Here is a 16718-nt window from a genome sequence, read left to right on the forward strand (position 1 = left end):
AAAAAAATCAAATAATTAATTGTAGGCTGGGTTGAACCAAGTGATACCCAACAGAACCATAATTTCGAGTCATAGAAAAGTTGGAGATACTTAAGAGTCAAAAAAAACACTAAGATTTTCATTCTGTGGAGCTCCGAGAAAAACAGCGGGTCAAAATATTTTCCTCCCCATTCTCAGATTTTTTGTGATATTATTAATGTTATAGGGGGTTACTCGCCTATATACATGACTTTTTGTTCAACAAAATAAGTTTCCAGGCGATCGCCTTTTCAGTTATTAGCTATCAGCTAAAAAAAATCAAATAATTAATTGTAGGCTGGGTTGAACCAAGTGATACCCAACAGAACCATAATTTCGAGTCATAGAAAAGTTGGAGATACTTAAGAGTCAAAAAAAACACCAAGATTTTCATTCTGTGGAGCTCCAAGAAAAACAGCGGGTCAAAATATTTTCCTCCCCATTCTCAGATTTTTTGTGATATTATTAATGTTATAGGGGCTTACTTGCCTATATGCATGACTTTTTGTTCAACAAAATAAGTTTCCAGGCGATCGCCTTTTCAGTTATTAGTTATCAGCTAAAAAAAACAAATAATTGTAGGCTGGGTTGAACCAAGTGATACCCAACAGAACCATAATTTCGAGTCATAGAAAAGTTGGAGATACTTAAGAGTCAAAAAAAAACACCAAGATTTTCATTCTGTGGAGCTCCAAGAAAAACAGCGGGTCAAAATATTTTCCTCCCCATTCTCAGATTTTTTGTGATATTATTAATGTTATAGGGGCTTACTTGCCTATATGCATGACTTTTTGTTCAACAAAATAAGTTTCCAGGCGATCGCCTTTTGAGTTATTAGTTATCAGCTTTCTACTTAAATTACGAATATCTAAAGGATGAAATATGACAGAGCGATCGCTGCTTTCATACATAAAAAAATCGGATAATTGTAGGTTGAGTTGAAGAAAGTGAAGCCCAACAAAATTGATGAATATTTTCAGTCTTATATCTACACATTGAAAGTTAAAATATGAGAAAAGGAAAGAGTAAGATATAAAGATATAAATAGCGATCGGCTCTTCAATATTTTGATAAAGTAAGTTAAATCAAGCAATATTTTCATCCGGAGTAATTTCAGCTTTTGAACTTTAATATTTATTCTATTTTCAGATTTAGAATAATTGTTTAGTTACTAATCTTCAGCAGCTAAATCTATTGAGCTTTGCTAAATTCCGAGAAATATTTATTATATTTTAAAATATTCTTCATCTTCTTAAGAGGATTATGAACTTTGCGTTCTAAATTTTGTGCGTAAATCCACAAAATTGAGGAAACAATTAACATAATTGCCCAGATTAATAAGGTTGTTTTCCAAGGGAAAGAAAACGTTAATAACCCATAAAATAGCAACATATATCCATTTAATCTAAATATTAATCTAAATAGTTCTAACAGACTGTTGACAGCATATTTCCCCAGAAACATTAATAATATACCATAAACGTTTATTGAGATAATTACAAAAATAAAGAATAGCCCTAGATTATAATATTTAATTGAATAGATAATAACTAGTGTATAAACAAAAATACTCAGTGGCCATCTTAGAATAAAGGAAAATTGCCGAACAGTTTGTCCATGATCTAAAAATAAAAGACCTCCTAAAAATAGCAATAAAAATTTTGCAAGTAATATAAGATAAAAGACAACTAAATTCATGTTACCAATCAATTCAATAAAAAAATCAGCCACCTTAATTACCATTGATGAAATTAACATGCTTAAAATTGATATAGATAATGCGGAAAAATATGCTCCTAAAAATACACCTTTTATATCCGAAAAAATATTACGCCAGTCATAACGGGTTGGACGGCGATATTTGATAAGACTAGAGAATAAGGAAAATTGTAAATGTATATTCAAAGTTTTAAACAGAGATAACCATCGTTCTGTAGGATTAGCTAAATCAATTACAAAATCTATAAAATCTTGTATTATTCCATCAACATCTTCTTTAATTTCATTAATATGTTCTTGTTTGATTTTTAATTCTTCTGATATTTCGCATCTTTCAAATATTTTGTAATAGCGATCAGAAAGTTCTGTTTCCAACTTTTTTAGTTGTAAAATATGAATTTTTAGTCGTAAAATATTAATTTCGTCAAGCAAGACTATCCCACATAAAGGAATTACTATTCTTGGGTCTATCTTGCGTTGATAAATTTTTTCAGGAGTACATTTACAACAAATAATCCAAGCCACTTTAGCCATACTTTCTCTTTCCGATGGCGGAAAATGAACTGCTATCCACTCCCAATCTTTTAAATTAAATTCCTTATCAACTTTTGCCATATTTACTACTCCAAGAAAACCTAATTATTTAAACCCCTAAATTCCGCAAGATTTAAAGCAGCTAACCTTTGAATCTTTTCATCAGAATGATCAAGTAAATCACTTAAAACTTCTCTCCCATAAGGAGTACCAATTTTCACTAAATCTCCCATTGCTATTTCCGAACCTTTCTCCGCTAAACCCTTCAATAAAGAGACTGCAATATCCCCCATATTAATAAGAGCTTGACGAGCATCTACCAAATTAATATCCTCATAATACCTAAACAAAATATCCGCAGCTTGTGGCAAATTTGTCTTAGATAATACCTTAACAGAAGCCCGACGAATTTCCAGATCTTCAGAATAATTCAAAGCATTTTCTAGGAACTCAAAAACAACTTTTCCCCTACCACTCGGACGAATATCAGAAGCAACTGCTCCAAAAGCTCTAGCCAAATTTTCATCATAATTTGCTTCTCCCAATTTTTCCTTAAACTCTTCAATAATTTTCTCCGCCAACTCAGGAGAAACTTCTTGAGCATCCGCTAAACATTCAAAAGCCGTCAAAGAATCTTCCTGATAAATAACCCCTATTAAATTTGTACTATTTCCCGCAAACCCACACCAAAGTTTGACCGTTTATCGCCAACGTTTCGGGTCATTTTTAAACCTTTCTATTAACTCATTTTCTTTCTCCCTCAAAGCCGCTGCTGCAAAATATTCTTGCAAAGTTAAGTGAGCAAATTGATATTTATCCCCCCTCTCAATTTTTAACAATAATCCACTACGTTCGACAATTTCTCTTAATATTAGTTGAGTATCTTTTTCAGGATTGAGATTCAAAGAAGGTAAAACTTTTTGAACTTGTTCCAAGACTATTTGATAGTCTAAACTTAGGTCATTTTTTTGTTGTTTACCAGCATTATCTTGAGCAAATAAAGCCAAATGTTGTAGCACTCTCCGCTTATGAGCACTCTCCTTATATTGATTAAAATTATTCTGCCATTGATTCAATAAAATATGAGTAGATTCTTGATAAAAATCTGACCGAGACTGAGGCAAAACAAAATTAACTTGAGTATAAAGATGAGCAACAATTGTCAACATTAAAGGATTTCTAGCTAACTCCATAATTAGAGGTCTATCTCTCAAAGTTTGTATGAGTTGATTGATAGATTTATCTGGTGGCATTTGATATTTCCATGCTTCTAAAAAAAGTCGCATTTGTCTGTCACTAAATTCTTTAAGATCCAATGTTTTTTCTACAGACTCAGCAAAATCATTGTAATAAACTGCTGCCCGACAAGTAATAATTACTCGACATTTATCGTACTTATCTAATAAATCATTAATAGCTTGTACAATTTGATAACGAATGGAACTTTTAACTTCATCTAATCCATCCAATAACAAAAATAATTTTCCTTTTTCCAGACTTTGCTCCACAAAAGAATTAGCTTTAGGAAAATCATCCCTATCCAAAGCTTCTACTAATTTATGTTTGAAAACTTCCATGTTGAGGGCAGAAATTTCTATTTCATTGAAGCGATATAACTCTAATAAAATTGGCACATATTCATTAGAGGAACTATTTAATTTTTCCCTCGCCCAAGAGAGAACAAGATACTTTAATAAAAGTGTTTTTCCTGCTCCAGGTTGCCCCTTAATAGTCAAACAATTATATTTTTTAATCTCAGAAAAATTAATTGGTTGATTATTAGCTTTTTCCAAGAATTGCAAATCCACATAAATTTCTTGCAGACTCAAAGGACGATTAGGACGAAAAGGAATTTTTAGTTGTTCGTGTTTATTAATGAGACCTATTTTATAGCGTTTTATAGAGAAATTCCAAAACCATTCAAAACCAGCAATTTGATTATATAACCAGTTGCCAATAGTATTAATAAAATCAGTTATCCAACCTTGTATAGCTTCCTTAAAAATTAACACAATAAAAAGTGCTAAGGCAGCAAACCATCCCAACCCATAAAATAGATCGTCATTAATTTTTTCCCAGAGATTACTATCTTTTGCTTCCTTGAGTCTTGGGTATTCTTCCTCATAAATTTTGGTAATTTCTGGAGTAGTTAAACCTACATAATTTTGCTCATATAGTTCAATCATTAACCTACTATCCATTGCCTTATCATTCTCAACATGACGTTCGGCATAGTCTTTAATTTCTTGAATTAAAACTGCACGGTTTTTAGTATTAGGTGTCTGAGTATAACTAGGTAATATCCAATTCCAAGACAATAGAATAGTTAATGTTAGTAAAAATAAACTAATCGAAAACAGTCGTTTAGAGGTATGTCGAAAAAGTTGAGTATAAGATAAATTATATTTAGACATATAAAGCTAATTATTAAATAATTCAGAAGTTAAATTATTACTTTGTTGTTTTGAGAAAAATAGGTTAAAATATTTAACTGATAAAGAATAACTGATAACTAATTCAAGGAATATTAAATCCTAGCTTAGGATAGGTTTCGGCTGTCGCCAACATAAAAAGGAAACAATATATATTCTTAATAGTAAAAATCATGTATTGCGGGCATCTTGCCAGCATAGCGATACCTTGTCACAACGGAAAACATTGTAACTTTTAACTTTTAACTTTTAACTTTTAACTTTTAACTTTTAACTTTTGAATGTATGCCGTGAAATAGTATTATTAACTTGGGAAACTCTATAGTAAAACTTATTCATCTTCATCAAACACAGGTGGCCAAAGTTCAAAAATAGATAATTCCCACTCACCAAATAATTCAGGAATAGTCAAAATATCTCCATTTTTTAACTCAATTTCTTCACCATTAGAACGATAAACTATAACTATTTCTTCATCAGGGTCTATCAATATTCCTACTTGCGCCCCTAGTTCTAAATATTTTTTTATTTTCTGTTTTAGAGATTTAATTCTATCACTTTGAGACTTAATTTCTACTACTAAATCTGGGGTTAATTCCCCAAAATAACGAACACTTTTTTTCAAACGTTGTGCACGAACAAAAGAAACATCAGGAACTTTCAAGTTAGTATCTGGAAGGATAAAAGCACCACTAGAATCAAACAAACGTCCGAGACGACGTGGGTAAACCCAACTGCCTAATAGTCTAATTAATTGAACGCCAACTTCACTAGAAATAATATCTGACGGACCCATCACTAATATTTTTCCTTCATCCAATTCTAATTGATAATCTAAACCTACTTGATTAAGAGTATCTTGCAGTATTTCTAAGTCTTTAACTGTGAGATTTGACATATAATTTATAGGGTTAGTTAAGGATTAAAAAAATATAAAAAGGAATAGAGAATTGTTCTCTATTCCCTATTAATAATTATAATTTTGGCAAAAGAATTATCAGAGTAGACCCAAAACCTATTGAAGCTATAATTTAGAATTTAGAAAGGTTTTTTTCTACATAGTGGCATACAATAATAAGTCGTTTAAATGCACAAAAGCTTATTAATCTCAATACTCCTATCAACAGACTAAAACACTGTAACAGTATTTTTGAAATATGGCATGAGAGCTTGTCAGAGGTTTAGCATTCCCGCCCTAGATGTAGTCAAGAGCTAAATAGAGACCATACTTACCCACCCCTCTAAGTTTTCTCCCGAGGAAGGATGGGAGCAGGTAGAGTTGTGATCAACAGAGGGGGAGAATATTATCTAACCTCAGAACTACCCTCAGGACTTCCCTGACTGAAGAATCCCGCTTTGTTACCAATGCACAAAATCAAGAATATGTCAATTAGCAATTCTCAATAATTCTACATCAAAAATAAGAGTAGCATTAGGAGGTATGACTCCACCAGCACCACGGGAACCATACCCTAAATCCGATGGTATAATCAACTTTCGACGTCCACCAACTTTCATACTACCTACTCCTTCATCCCAACCCTTAATAACTTGACCTACCCCAACTTTAAATTGGAAAGGTTGATTGCGATCGCGAGAACTATCAAACTTAGAACCATCCTCTAAAGTTCCAGTATAGTGAACCACAACTGTCTGACCCCTTTGAGGAGTAGCACCATCTCCTTCTACCACGTCCACATACTGAAGACCAGAATCAGTAGTAGTAACTTTTTCATCATCTTGAGCCATAATATTTTCTGCCATTGTAATTGTTGGATTTAGTATAGTACCTTCTGCCACTTGCTCCTGAATTTCAGTAGAACCTATAGTATCTGGTGTATTTTGAGAAGCAACCACATCTTTTCCCGAACCTATAATTTGAGAAATAATCAAAACCAAACCACAGACTATTGCTATTCCCAAACTAATAATAATTCCGCGCAAAATTAATCCTCCTAATTTAACTCGCAAAAAAAACTGTAAGGGTTTGGTCTCCAAATCTCGTTTCCCTAAGGTTTGGTCTCCAAACCCCTAAGATAAGATATTACAACCTATGGACAGATTATTATATTATCAACCACAAATGCTTATAAAAAAACCTTTTTATTGTGAGCATCTTGCCCAGTACAACTGTACCTCACCCTTGATAAAATCCCCTTATCTAACGCCAGTTGCGGTTTTCCAAATCTCGTATCTGACGCTCCAAACGATCCAAACGACCCCGCAGTTCGTCCAATTCCGATTGACGAGGAACTCCTAGATCCTGCATGACATTCCGCATTTGTCGCTGCATCTGAGTTTCCCAGTTTCCCTGTTCTGACTTAAGTTGCTGCATTATATCATCAACAAAAATCTTAGCTTGGTCTGGGTTGATCGTACCATCCTTAACCCATCGGTTAGTTACTTCCTGTATTTTTTCTGTCACCAGGGAAGTTGTACCAATGCCTATCATTAAAAGTTGTTGAAGTAAATTTTCAGTATTATTCATAATTTTTGGCCATAGTACATATTTTTAGTCAACTATATTGATTATGATTTATCCCAATACCCACTTTGTTGAGACGTAGGACATCTCGCCTAGTTAAATTAAACTTCAAATCAAAGTAGTAATTAAACTTATAAATCTATAATTTGAGATAATCAAAATGTTAAATTGTCCTCGTTGCCATCAAGCTGTTGATAGTCAGGCGATCGCTTGTCCGTATTGTCAATTTCCTCTGAAAGCTTTTGGTCATCCTGGTATTCCCCTTTATCAAGCGAAACCAGAAGAATATTTGTGTAATAAATGCTTCTACCATATAGACGATAGTTGCAATTTTCCCCAACGTCCCTACGCTAAAGATTGTATTCTTTTCCATGACCAATCTGAACCTCTTGTACCACATGATAATTATGATACTAATCATAATGGTAGGTTAAAAATTGTCAAATTTTGGTTTCAAAGACATCCTATTTGGTGGTTATTGTTAACTGTAATTCTGATAAGTTTTTTACTATCTTTTTGACTATTCCCTGGACTAAATTCATGGGAATTAGTTTGAGAATATTTTTATCCACAACACCCACTGGACTGACACATCTAACAAAAGTGTAATAAGGTTAGGTAAAGTTGAGGAAAGTAGTAAAATCCCGTCTGGGTAACCCAAAAATAATAAAGCTTTGTTAGACTGCACTTCGTTCTACAAAGACCATTATTTTTAGGTATGCCATAGCACGACAATAATAAACTTATAACTTCTAACTTCAGGTGATAACTGAGAGCTATATTTAAGGTACTTCCAATAACTGATTTTCTTCTGGTACTGACCTTTCTTCAAATACTGCTAAATCAAACCAAAAAGTTGTGCCTACACCAAGTTCACTTACGAGGTTAACCTTACTATGATGCTTATCAATAATATTTCTAACAATAGACAAACCTAAACCTGTTCCTTCCAAAGTATGAACACGATTTTCAACTCGGAAAAACCTTTCAAAAATAGCTTCTTGGTCTTCAGGTTCAATACCACTTCCTGTATCTGAAATTTCAATTCTGACAAACTGATTATTAGATTTTAAATTTAGTTCTGTTGGTCGAGGTGGAGGAGGAGAAACTATCCATCCTCCTTGTTCTATTTGTTCAATTTCTATATCAGATTCTAACAGATAAGCTCTAATTACTATTCTACCTCCTGGTTCAGTAAACTTCATAGCATTGCCTACCAAATTAGCAAATACTTGTAGTAATAAATCATAATGACCAACTACAGTAGGCAAGTTAGATTCTATATCATAATTTAATTCTATTTTTTTATCTTTAGCATTAAGATGATAAGTTCTTAAAGTTTGTTCTATTGGTTGAGCAACATCAACAGCATTTAGGTGATAAATCATACAAGATTCTAGACGACTTAAATCCAATACATCATTAACTAAACGAGTCAAACGATCTGTTTCATGATTGGCAGTCTCTAAAAATTCTCGTCTTTCTACTTCACTTAAATCTTCCCCATATTCATGCAAAGTTTCGATGAAAGATTTAATATTAAATAAAGGGGTTCTTAATTCATGGGAGACATTACTAATAAACTGACTTTTTGCGTCATTTAATTCTACTTCTCTAGTAATATCTTGTACAGTCATAGCAATTCCTTTAAGACTATTTCGGTATGGAGAAATAAAATCTGTTCCTAGCTTATTTTCATAAAGTGTACATTCATAAACTACAGGACGATTAGCAGAACTACAACTATCGTATGCATCATAAATACAACTTTTACAAAGAGATTCTGTACCTGATGCTCTGTATAAAAGAACAGTTGTTAATAAAACTCTAATTGTACGTTTATTTGGTTCATCTAAAGTACAACGATATTCACCCCCTTCTATTTCCCCTGTAGCTATTTGATAAAGTGGTCTATTTAATTCCATCTGTACAGCTACAGGTAAATTATCCGTCACCTTTCCACCAATAACCTTTTTTTCTTCCCAACTAAAAATACGCCGAGCAGTTGGATTAACTAAAATCAATTGTAAATTAGCATCTAACAATAAAGCGCCATCAGCAATTGTGGAAACTAAGGTTTCTAACTTTGCTTTTTCTGCCGTTAATTTTTCAATATTTTGCTTCTTATAATTTTCTAACTGTTCCGCCATTTCATTAAAGCTCAAAATCAGTTCCCCTAGTTCTCTTCCAAAAGATAAGTCTATCCTTTGTTTAAAATTTCCCTGAGCAATATTTTTGACACCTTCCGATAATTTCTTGATTGGTTTAGTAATAATCAAAGCATGAACAACTGCACCTAAAATTACCATTGCCCAGATCGAAACAAAAACTGCTAAAGTTACATCTCTAGTCAGATTTGAAGAGACAACCACAGTAGGATTAGGATTAATTCCAACTGCTAAAACTCCTAAATATTTACTTTCATCAATAAGGGGAACAAAAACATCCGTTAATTGACCATTAGGAGTTAAATGTTGTCGCACTAGAGGCAAAGCTGAATATTTTTCATCCTCTATATTGGCCATAAAATCTTCTGGCAGTTGAATACGACGACGGAGAGTAAGAGATGTTTTTACCTCAGATTCTGAGAAGGGAATACCTAAGAAAATCTTTCCTTCTTCATCAGCATAGAGCATATAACGTACACTAGATGTACTTTTGTAGAAAAGTCTGGAAAAACGGGCTACTTCGTTGCGATTGCCTTCTGCCATAAGTGGGGCGACATTAGCGGCTAATAATAAACCCAGGTCTCGACCATAACGAGTGTCATTCAGGCGAGCATCCTCCTGAATAGTATTTACTGCCCAGAAGCTTAAGCTACTCATTAGCAAAGATACTATCAGGGTAATAACTGCCATAAGTTTGCTCTGGAGGGTAAACTCAGACCACCAATTAGCAATAATTTCTCCGATTTTTTTGAGGAGGGGAAGCATTTTTTAAGTCAAAAGTCAAAATTTAAAAGTCAATAAAAGTTAAGATTACTTCTCAATTCTACTCTATATTAACTGGGGTAGTTAGGCTTTACCGAAAGGTTATATTGATTTTATGATTCAGTTGTGCTCAAAGGGAACGAGGAATAAAAAGTTGGTAACTCTATAAAAGTTGCGATCTAGCTGTCACACTTGCTCACCATGGGGTAGTCGCGCAGCATTATATGTTAGTGACAGCCAAAAACGCAACCAACTCCTTTAATGGAATTAAATAGATTTAAATTTTGTAGCTCTTGGGTTTACCTTTTTGAATCATACGGTTGATTATGTCAAAAGCTTACTAATCACTCTACTGGTCACTCAAGCTTTAATTGAAAGATAGAGTTTGTTTGATATGGGGTAAGTGCCTGAGTCTGAAATTTTTCATCTCCCAACTTGCCGACAAACATCACTTTGCTCTTAGTCACATTGTAGTTTTCTTTGCCGAATCCTGCGCAAAGGGATCTAGATCCGCGATGATAAGCACTTTCACCTTTATAAATATTCCCCCTACTTGACTAATAAATCTGAGGTTTCCATCTATTTGGATAGGGAATGGCTCTACTCTAATTTCTAATTGCTAAAAACCTGACGACCTATATCTCTGCGATAGTACATTCTTTCAAATTGAATACAATCTACAGCAGCATAAGCTTTTGCCTTGGCTTCAGTAAAATTAGCCCCCACTGCTGTTACTCCCAAGACACGACCACCCTCAGTGATTAAATTTTGTGCCTGGAATTTTGTTCCTGCGTGAAATATTTTTACTCCAGTGGCTTCAGCCTTTTCTACTCCACATATGATTTTTCCTTTCTGATAAGTTCCTGGATAACCCCCAGAAGCTAAAACTACACATACTGCTACTCCTGATTTCCAATTAATAGGGGGCAGCTGACCCAAACGTTGTTCACAACAAGCTAATAATAATTCCTCCAATGGAGTTTCCAGCAATGACAGAATAGGTTGAGTTTCTGGGTCGCCAAACCTACAGTTAAATTCCAATACTTTTGCCTCTCCTGTGGGACTTATTATTAATCCAGCATAAATCACACCTCGATAATCTATACCACGTTTTTGTAAATTAGTCAAAGTTGGTTCTAGGACTTGTTGTTGAATGTGGGTCATGAGTTCGGGGGTAACAATAGGAGTAGGGGCATAAGCACCCATACCTCCAGTGTTAGGTCCTGTGTCTCCTTCTCCTACTGCTTTATGGTCTTGGGCTGGTAATAGGGGACGAATGGTTAGTCCATCGGTTAGGGCTAATACTGATATTTCTTGACCTGTGAGGAACTCTTCGATAACTACAGATTGGTTTTTTTTGTCAAATTCTCCTTGAAAGATCCTATCTATAGCATTGTGAGCCATTTCAATTGTAGTGGCTACCGTAACTCCTTTTCCAGCCGCTAGACCATCTGCTTTAATGACTATGGGAATTTCTGTGATGTATTCTTTAGCAGCTTCAGCCCTGGTAAAGGTGGCTGACTTAGCAGTGGGAATATTTGCTTCGGCCATGAATTGTTTAGCCCAAGATTTGCTCGCTTCAAGAATAGCCCCTGCTTTAGTGGGGCCGAATATTTTGAGATGGGATTTTTGTAGGTAGTCGGTAATGCCGAGGGCTAAAGGAACTTCAGGGCCAACAACCACTAGAGAAATGTTTTCGTCAGCGATGAGTTGTCTGAGAGCTGGAAAGTCTGTCACTGGGATGACTATGTTTTGACATTTTGCCTGGGTAGCTGTGCCGCCGTTGCCAGGGGTACAGAATATTTGTTGAACTTGGGAAGAGTGGGATAGTTTCCAGGCGATCGCGTGTTCTCTACCACCGTTACCTACTATTAATATTTTCACGTTTTTTTTGCTTTTTGAATTATTTTTTTACTGAGTTTTTTATTATCTCACTGTTGATAATTTTATTGAATCAGCAAGAAATATTTAGTTCTCAATAACAGAAGTATCAATCATAAAATAGTATAAAACTATAACTAAAAATGGGGATAGGTGTTTAAGTTCATATAATACAGTTCCTAGTTTAAATTTGTTGCTCAATTAATTGAATATTTTAAATTAATTAATAATTATATTTTTTGATTTTTTTTATTTTATAAATATACATTTATAGTTAGCAAATTTAATAAATAATATTCTCGATAACTAAAGATAAAAAGTAGAATATACTATTTATTTAAGTCATAAAAATAAATAGTATATTCGGGAATATTAAAGATAAAATTTAAACTTTAAATACAGTATTTATAAACTTGGATAGCAGTCAATGATAGTTAGTGAGTGAACAAATAAAATCCACATTTTTAAAAGTTGGTAATAGTGATTAACACATAGACAAACTTATACAAAAAAGTCGTATTAATCTTTAATTATAATAGTATCAATGATACTAGTAAAATTATCATTATTTCAGTATATAATTAATCTAATTCATCAGCGATAGCTCGAAATAAAGCCACAGTTTCTACATCATCAATAGTTTTCAAAATACTATTACTAGAACCAGTTTTTACCACAACAAAATTCTTTTCTGGATTAATATAAATGTATTGTCCCCAAGCACCAGTTGCACAATAATCACCTTTTGAACCTTCTGGAATCCACCAATGATGTTGATAACCCCATTTCAAATATCTCTCATCTGTTGTTCCTGGTTGTAAGTGGGAACTATCAGGTATTGTTGACTCTTTTACCCAACTTTTAGGGATGATTTGTTGTCCGTTAAAATATCCATTGTGTAAATAAACTAAACCAAATTTTGCATAATCCCTCAAAGTACAATTCATCCCACAAAAAGTTACTTCTGTCCCATAATTATCCGTTAACCAATAAGCATCTGATTCTGCTCCCATTGGTTGCCATAATTTTTTTTCTAAATAACTGACAAGATCTTGCTCAGTTACCCGCCTTAACAATAAACCTAATATTTGAGTATTCAAACTCACATATTCAAAATAATCTCCTGAGGGAAATTTAGAAGGATAGTTTAAAATCACCTTTTCTATTGGTTGCATATACAAAAATAACTTATATAAAAGTTGTTGAATATCAGAATTTTTATCTTTATAAGCTTCACTAAACTTGATACCTGAAGACATTTGTAGAATATGTTTAATTGGTACATTGTTATATCCCGATTCTTTTAACTCTGGCATATACTTAGTAATCGGGTCGTCAAGATTTTGAATATAACCCTCATTAAGAGCAATTCCAATCAATGCAGAAATAAAGCCTTTTGCCACTGACCAAGAAGTTTTTTTGTCAAACTTTGTATAACCTTGAGAATACTTTTCATAAATAATAAAGTCATCTTTAAGTATTAAAATTCCTGTGTTACCTGTCCGTTGTAAAAAATCTACTATTGTCCGAGTTTCACCCTGAAATTGATAGGATGTATTTAAATCACAAAAACTTTCCTGAAAAATATAGGGTTGAGTAGCACAACGGATAATTTTACTGGGAAAAACCTGATCCATGCTGCGAAAGTTTTTTACCCTTTTGTGATCATCAAACATAGTTATTTTGGGTTCGAGATAGAAGCGCCAAATAATTAAACCAATAGCAATTAGAGGCAAAATAAAAATTAGAATAAAATTTAAAATGAGCATAGTTATTATTTAAGAGATAGATAGGGATACTGCTGAGGCAATGCTCTGTTTTTGATATTATGTATTAAAACGCTATTGATGTTACCATCTTAATAGCAATTTCTTTAAGTATGCCTACATATTATACTCAATAATTAAATCATATAATCTTATTAATATTAAGTAACTTAGCTTAAGTTTATGAAATTGGTATTAAATAAAATTAACTATGCTTTAACAGACACCAAATAATTAAAAACTATTTCTCATTAGATATCTCAAAAAAAAAATTAAGCTATAATTGTAATGAAAATTGTGTAAAAAATATATATCAATGAATAAGATATTAAAATAGATCAATAAGTACTCACAATAAACCCAAATATTTATTGGTATTACTAATTCTAATTTTATGTCTATAATCTTACTAGTAACTATGGGATTAACATAGTATAATAAAGCTTTGATTAAAATAGTAAATCACTCTTTTATAACTATTTTTTCCTACATTTTTAAATAGTTTCTGGAATAAGCTTAACTCAGTTTACTATAACATAATTATCAAAAAATAAAAGGGGTTTAACTATTTCAAAAAAACTGCAAAGATAATAGAATTATCTAATTAAAATTTTGGTTGATTAGCAAATATATTCAACAGGATTTAGCTCAGGAGTATTTGGAGAAAATTTTGTAAATTTATAAACTATTCTTCTTGTGATAAATCTTGATTAATTGTCATTAAGTATCCTCAATCTGCTTGAGACTTATGATAAGTTGCTTCATCCCAAAATATTGCTAATCTTCTACTATATCTATTGCGACTAACATGGGATTACTATAGGTAATTATAAATTATTTCTTTGCTTTCCTTTTGCTAACTAAGGAAATAATAATAAAATTTTTATTTGTAAAATACAAAAGCTTAAATTAATGGTAAAAATGAAAATGAATGAAGAGGAAAAAAAACAACAAAACAAAATTCAGCGAGTGGGTGTTGTTGGTGGTGGTCAATTAGCATGGATGATGGGGGATGCAGCAAAAAAACTAGGAGTAGATTTAATTATTCAAACTCCTCATCAAGATGACCCAGCAGTATCTATTGCAAAGGATATAATTTTGGCAGAAATTGATGACCCTCAGGCAACTACTAAGTTAGCAAATATTTGTGATGTGATTACCTTTGAGAATGAGTTTATTAATATAGATGAGTTATCATATCTTGCTGAAAAGAATGTAATTTTTCGTCCTAGTTTATCTGTGTTGAAGCCGTTATTAGATAAATATGAACAGTTATGTTATTTACGATATTTGGGTTTACCTGTACCGAACTTTTGGGAGTGGGGAATAGAGATTGAGCCTTTATCTTTCCCTTTGGTATTGAAAGCTCGTCGTCATGGTTATGACGGTCAGGGTACTTTTATTATTAAGAATATTGAGAGTTTAAAATCTCAGGGAAATTCAGAATTTTTCATACAAGAATTTATTCCTTTTGAACGAGAGGTTGCTGTTATTGCTGCTCGTGGAGTTACTGGGGAAGTTAAGGTTTATCCTGTGGTAGAAACTCAACAAGAAAACCAGGTTTGCCAGCGGGTTTTTGTACCTGATGAAAATTTAGAATTAGTAACAGAAATTGAAGAGATCGCTCAGACTCTCCTTAATAGTTTAGAAGTAGTAGGAGTATTTGGGATAGAAATGTTTATTACTAAAGACAAGAAGGTTTTAATTAATGAAATTGCTCCAAGAACTCATAACTCTGGTCATTACAGTTTGGATGCTTGTGAAGTTTCCCAGTTTGAACAACATTTACGGGCTGTTTGTGGTTTACCTTTAGGTAATACTACTCTCAAAGTAAGGAGAGCGGTGATGGTAAATTTATTGGGTTATGAATTTGGGGAAAATTACTACTTGACAAAACGGCAAATGTTAGAAAAAATTCCTCATGCTTCGGTTTGGTGGTATGGCAAAACAGAATCTCGCCCAGGACGGAAGTTAGGTCATGTGACTGTTTTGCTAGATGAGGAAAATTTTGAAATTATGGGTCGCAAGGGTGAGGCGATCGCTAATAAAATAGAGAATATCTGGTACACCTAAAGCTTGCTGTTGCCTCTTTTAGACACTTTATGACTTTTGACTTTTAAATTTTGAAGTTTGACTGCATAAAGGGGGGTGACAGAAAAAAAATAACCGCTATAATAATCATTAGGTTCTACTATGACGTTGGTAACTGCCAAAAATGTTTTTTTGACCTACAAATCAAAAAACATGGGAATCTAGATTTTTAAGTGTCAGTAAACTGGGCTTGTATCCAGAAACTTTAAACTTAAGCCAAGATACCCACCTGGTATTATCCAGGTCAAAAGCTGAGGTAAGACGGCGTTGCGGTAGACCATTTTTATGTAGAGTAAAAAAGTTGGAACTAAAGTTTTGATATCCTCCCTGGCTGTGACTCGCGGGAAATAACTGAGAAAAGCTCCCTCAGCAGCTTGACGTTTCCAAGGCTGCTAACCACACTCCTTTCCCTGAGTATAGTTTTTGTACCGCAGTTGAAACCCTTCCATTCTCGCGCCTTAAAGGTCTAACTTACCAACTTTAAACCCATAGAATGAAACAATTTTAATGTTGGCTCCCAAGGAATAATTATTCGGAACGAGGGACCTTATTTTTCTGATTTTCCCTCTAAAAATATTTGTATGGGTTCTTTATCTGATCATCACTAATTGCTTTTGTTCTTGTATCCTATAGCTTTCCCTGAATAAGAGTGATTTTTACCCGTGTATTTTTATATCATTTAAATAGTATCATAAGTCGTGATAGTGCTTTATATAGTCAAGAGAATATCCAGTTAATCTCAAATTTAAAATGGACAACTAGGACCTCAATGACTTGAAAAAGGGCGAAGGAAATAATTGAATTAGACCTTGAAGAGGTAAAAATTTTTTCTGAAACAGACCCAAAAATCACAAAAATAACC

General features: G+C 33.2%; 12 protein-coding genes and 1 other RNA gene. 3 read left to right on the forward strand and 10 right to left on the reverse strand.

The window, feature by feature from the left end; translation table 11 throughout:
* Nucleotides 1–785 precede the first annotated feature (785 nt).
* The 7 genes from TERY_RS32615 to TERY_RS06805 all read right to left on the reverse strand — a co-directional run bounded on the left by TERY_RS32615 (nt 786) and on the right by TERY_RS06805 (nt 7191).
* A complete protein-coding gene (locus tag TERY_RS32615; RefSeq protein ID WP_155994348.1) occupies nt 786–929 on the reverse strand; it encodes a hypothetical protein in 144 nt (47 codons plus the stop codon).
* Nucleotides 930–1209: 280 nt separating this feature from the next.
* The gene (locus TERY_RS06785) at nt 1210–2352 is read right to left on the reverse strand and encodes a hypothetical protein (protein WP_011611130.1); all 1143 of its coding nucleotides are present in this window, start codon (nt 2350–2352) and stop codon (nt 1210–1212) included.
* Nucleotides 2353–2372: 20 nt separating this feature from the next.
* Complete coding sequence (locus tag TERY_RS30150; RefSeq protein WP_011611131.1) at nt 2373–2900, reverse strand: hypothetical protein; 528 nt, start codon at nt 2898–2900, stop codon at nt 2373–2375.
* 72 nt (nt 2901–2972) lie between these two features.
* Complete coding sequence (locus TERY_RS06790; protein ID WP_011611132.1) at nt 2973–4685, reverse strand: NACHT domain-containing protein; 1713 nt, start codon at nt 4683–4685, stop codon at nt 2973–2975.
* A gap of 349 nt (nt 4686–5034) precedes the next feature.
* The gene (locus TERY_RS06795) at nt 5035–5601 is read right to left on the reverse strand and encodes a Uma2 family endonuclease (protein WP_011611133.1); all 567 of its coding nucleotides are present in this window, start codon (nt 5599–5601) and stop codon (nt 5035–5037) included.
* A 488-nt stretch (nt 5602–6089) separates the two neighbouring features.
* Entirely contained in the window at nt 6090–6647 is a 558-nt protein-coding gene (locus TERY_RS06800; RefSeq protein WP_044137230.1) for an FKBP-type peptidyl-prolyl cis-trans isomerase, read from the reverse strand.
* A 217-nt stretch (nt 6648–6864) separates the two neighbouring features.
* Nucleotides 6865–7191 carry a phasin family protein gene (locus TERY_RS06805; RefSeq protein WP_011611135.1) on the reverse strand — a complete coding sequence of 109 codons (327 nt, stop codon included), beginning with the start codon at nt 7189–7191 and terminating at the stop codon, nt 6865–6867.
* Between the two features lie 157 nt (nt 7192–7348).
* On the opposite strand from TERY_RS06805, the gene TERY_RS06810 reads away from it, so the two are divergent.
* On the forward strand, nt 7349–7708 hold the full coding sequence (locus TERY_RS06810) for a zinc ribbon domain-containing protein (RefSeq protein ID WP_011611136.1): 360 nt from the start codon (nt 7349–7351) through the stop codon (nt 7706–7708).
* A gap of 262 nt (nt 7709–7970) precedes the next feature.
* Here the strand turns inward: TERY_RS06810 and TERY_RS06815 are convergent, their stop codons facing one another.
* The 3 genes from TERY_RS06815 to TERY_RS06825 all read right to left on the reverse strand — a co-directional run bounded on the left by TERY_RS06815 (nt 7971) and on the right by TERY_RS06825 (nt 13768).
* On the reverse strand, nt 7971–10121 hold the full coding sequence (locus TERY_RS06815; protein WP_011611137.1) for an ATP-binding protein: 2151 nt from the start codon (nt 10119–10121) through the stop codon (nt 7971–7973).
* Nucleotides 10122–10730: 609 nt separating this feature from the next.
* Entirely contained in the window at nt 10731–12002 is a 1272-nt protein-coding gene (purD, locus tag TERY_RS06820; RefSeq protein ID WP_011611138.1) for a phosphoribosylamine--glycine ligase, read from the reverse strand.
* Between the two features lie 578 nt (nt 12003–12580).
* Nucleotides 12581–13768, reverse strand: coding sequence for a serine hydrolase (locus tag TERY_RS06825; protein ID WP_011611139.1), 1188 nt, complete (start codon nt 13766–13768; stop codon nt 12581–12583).
* Between the two features lie 918 nt (nt 13769–14686).
* On the opposite strand from TERY_RS06825, the gene TERY_RS06830 reads away from it, so the two are divergent.
* Both TERY_RS06830 and ssrS read left to right on the forward strand, forming a co-directional pair.
* The gene (locus TERY_RS06830) at nt 14687–15838 is read left to right on the forward strand and encodes a 5-(carboxyamino)imidazole ribonucleotide synthase (RefSeq protein ID WP_044137232.1); all 1152 of its coding nucleotides are present in this window, start codon (nt 14687–14689) and stop codon (nt 15836–15838) included.
* 112 nt (nt 15839–15950) lie between these two features.
* A non-coding RNA gene (gene ssrS / locus TERY_RS26195) (6S RNA) lies at nt 15951–16136 on the forward strand.
* Nucleotides 16137–16718: the final 582 nt, after the last annotated feature.

The organism is Trichodesmium erythraeum IMS101 (genome assembly GCF_000014265.1).
Taxonomy (GTDB): domain Bacteria; phylum Cyanobacteriota; class Cyanobacteriia; order Cyanobacteriales; family Microcoleaceae; genus Trichodesmium; species Trichodesmium erythraeum.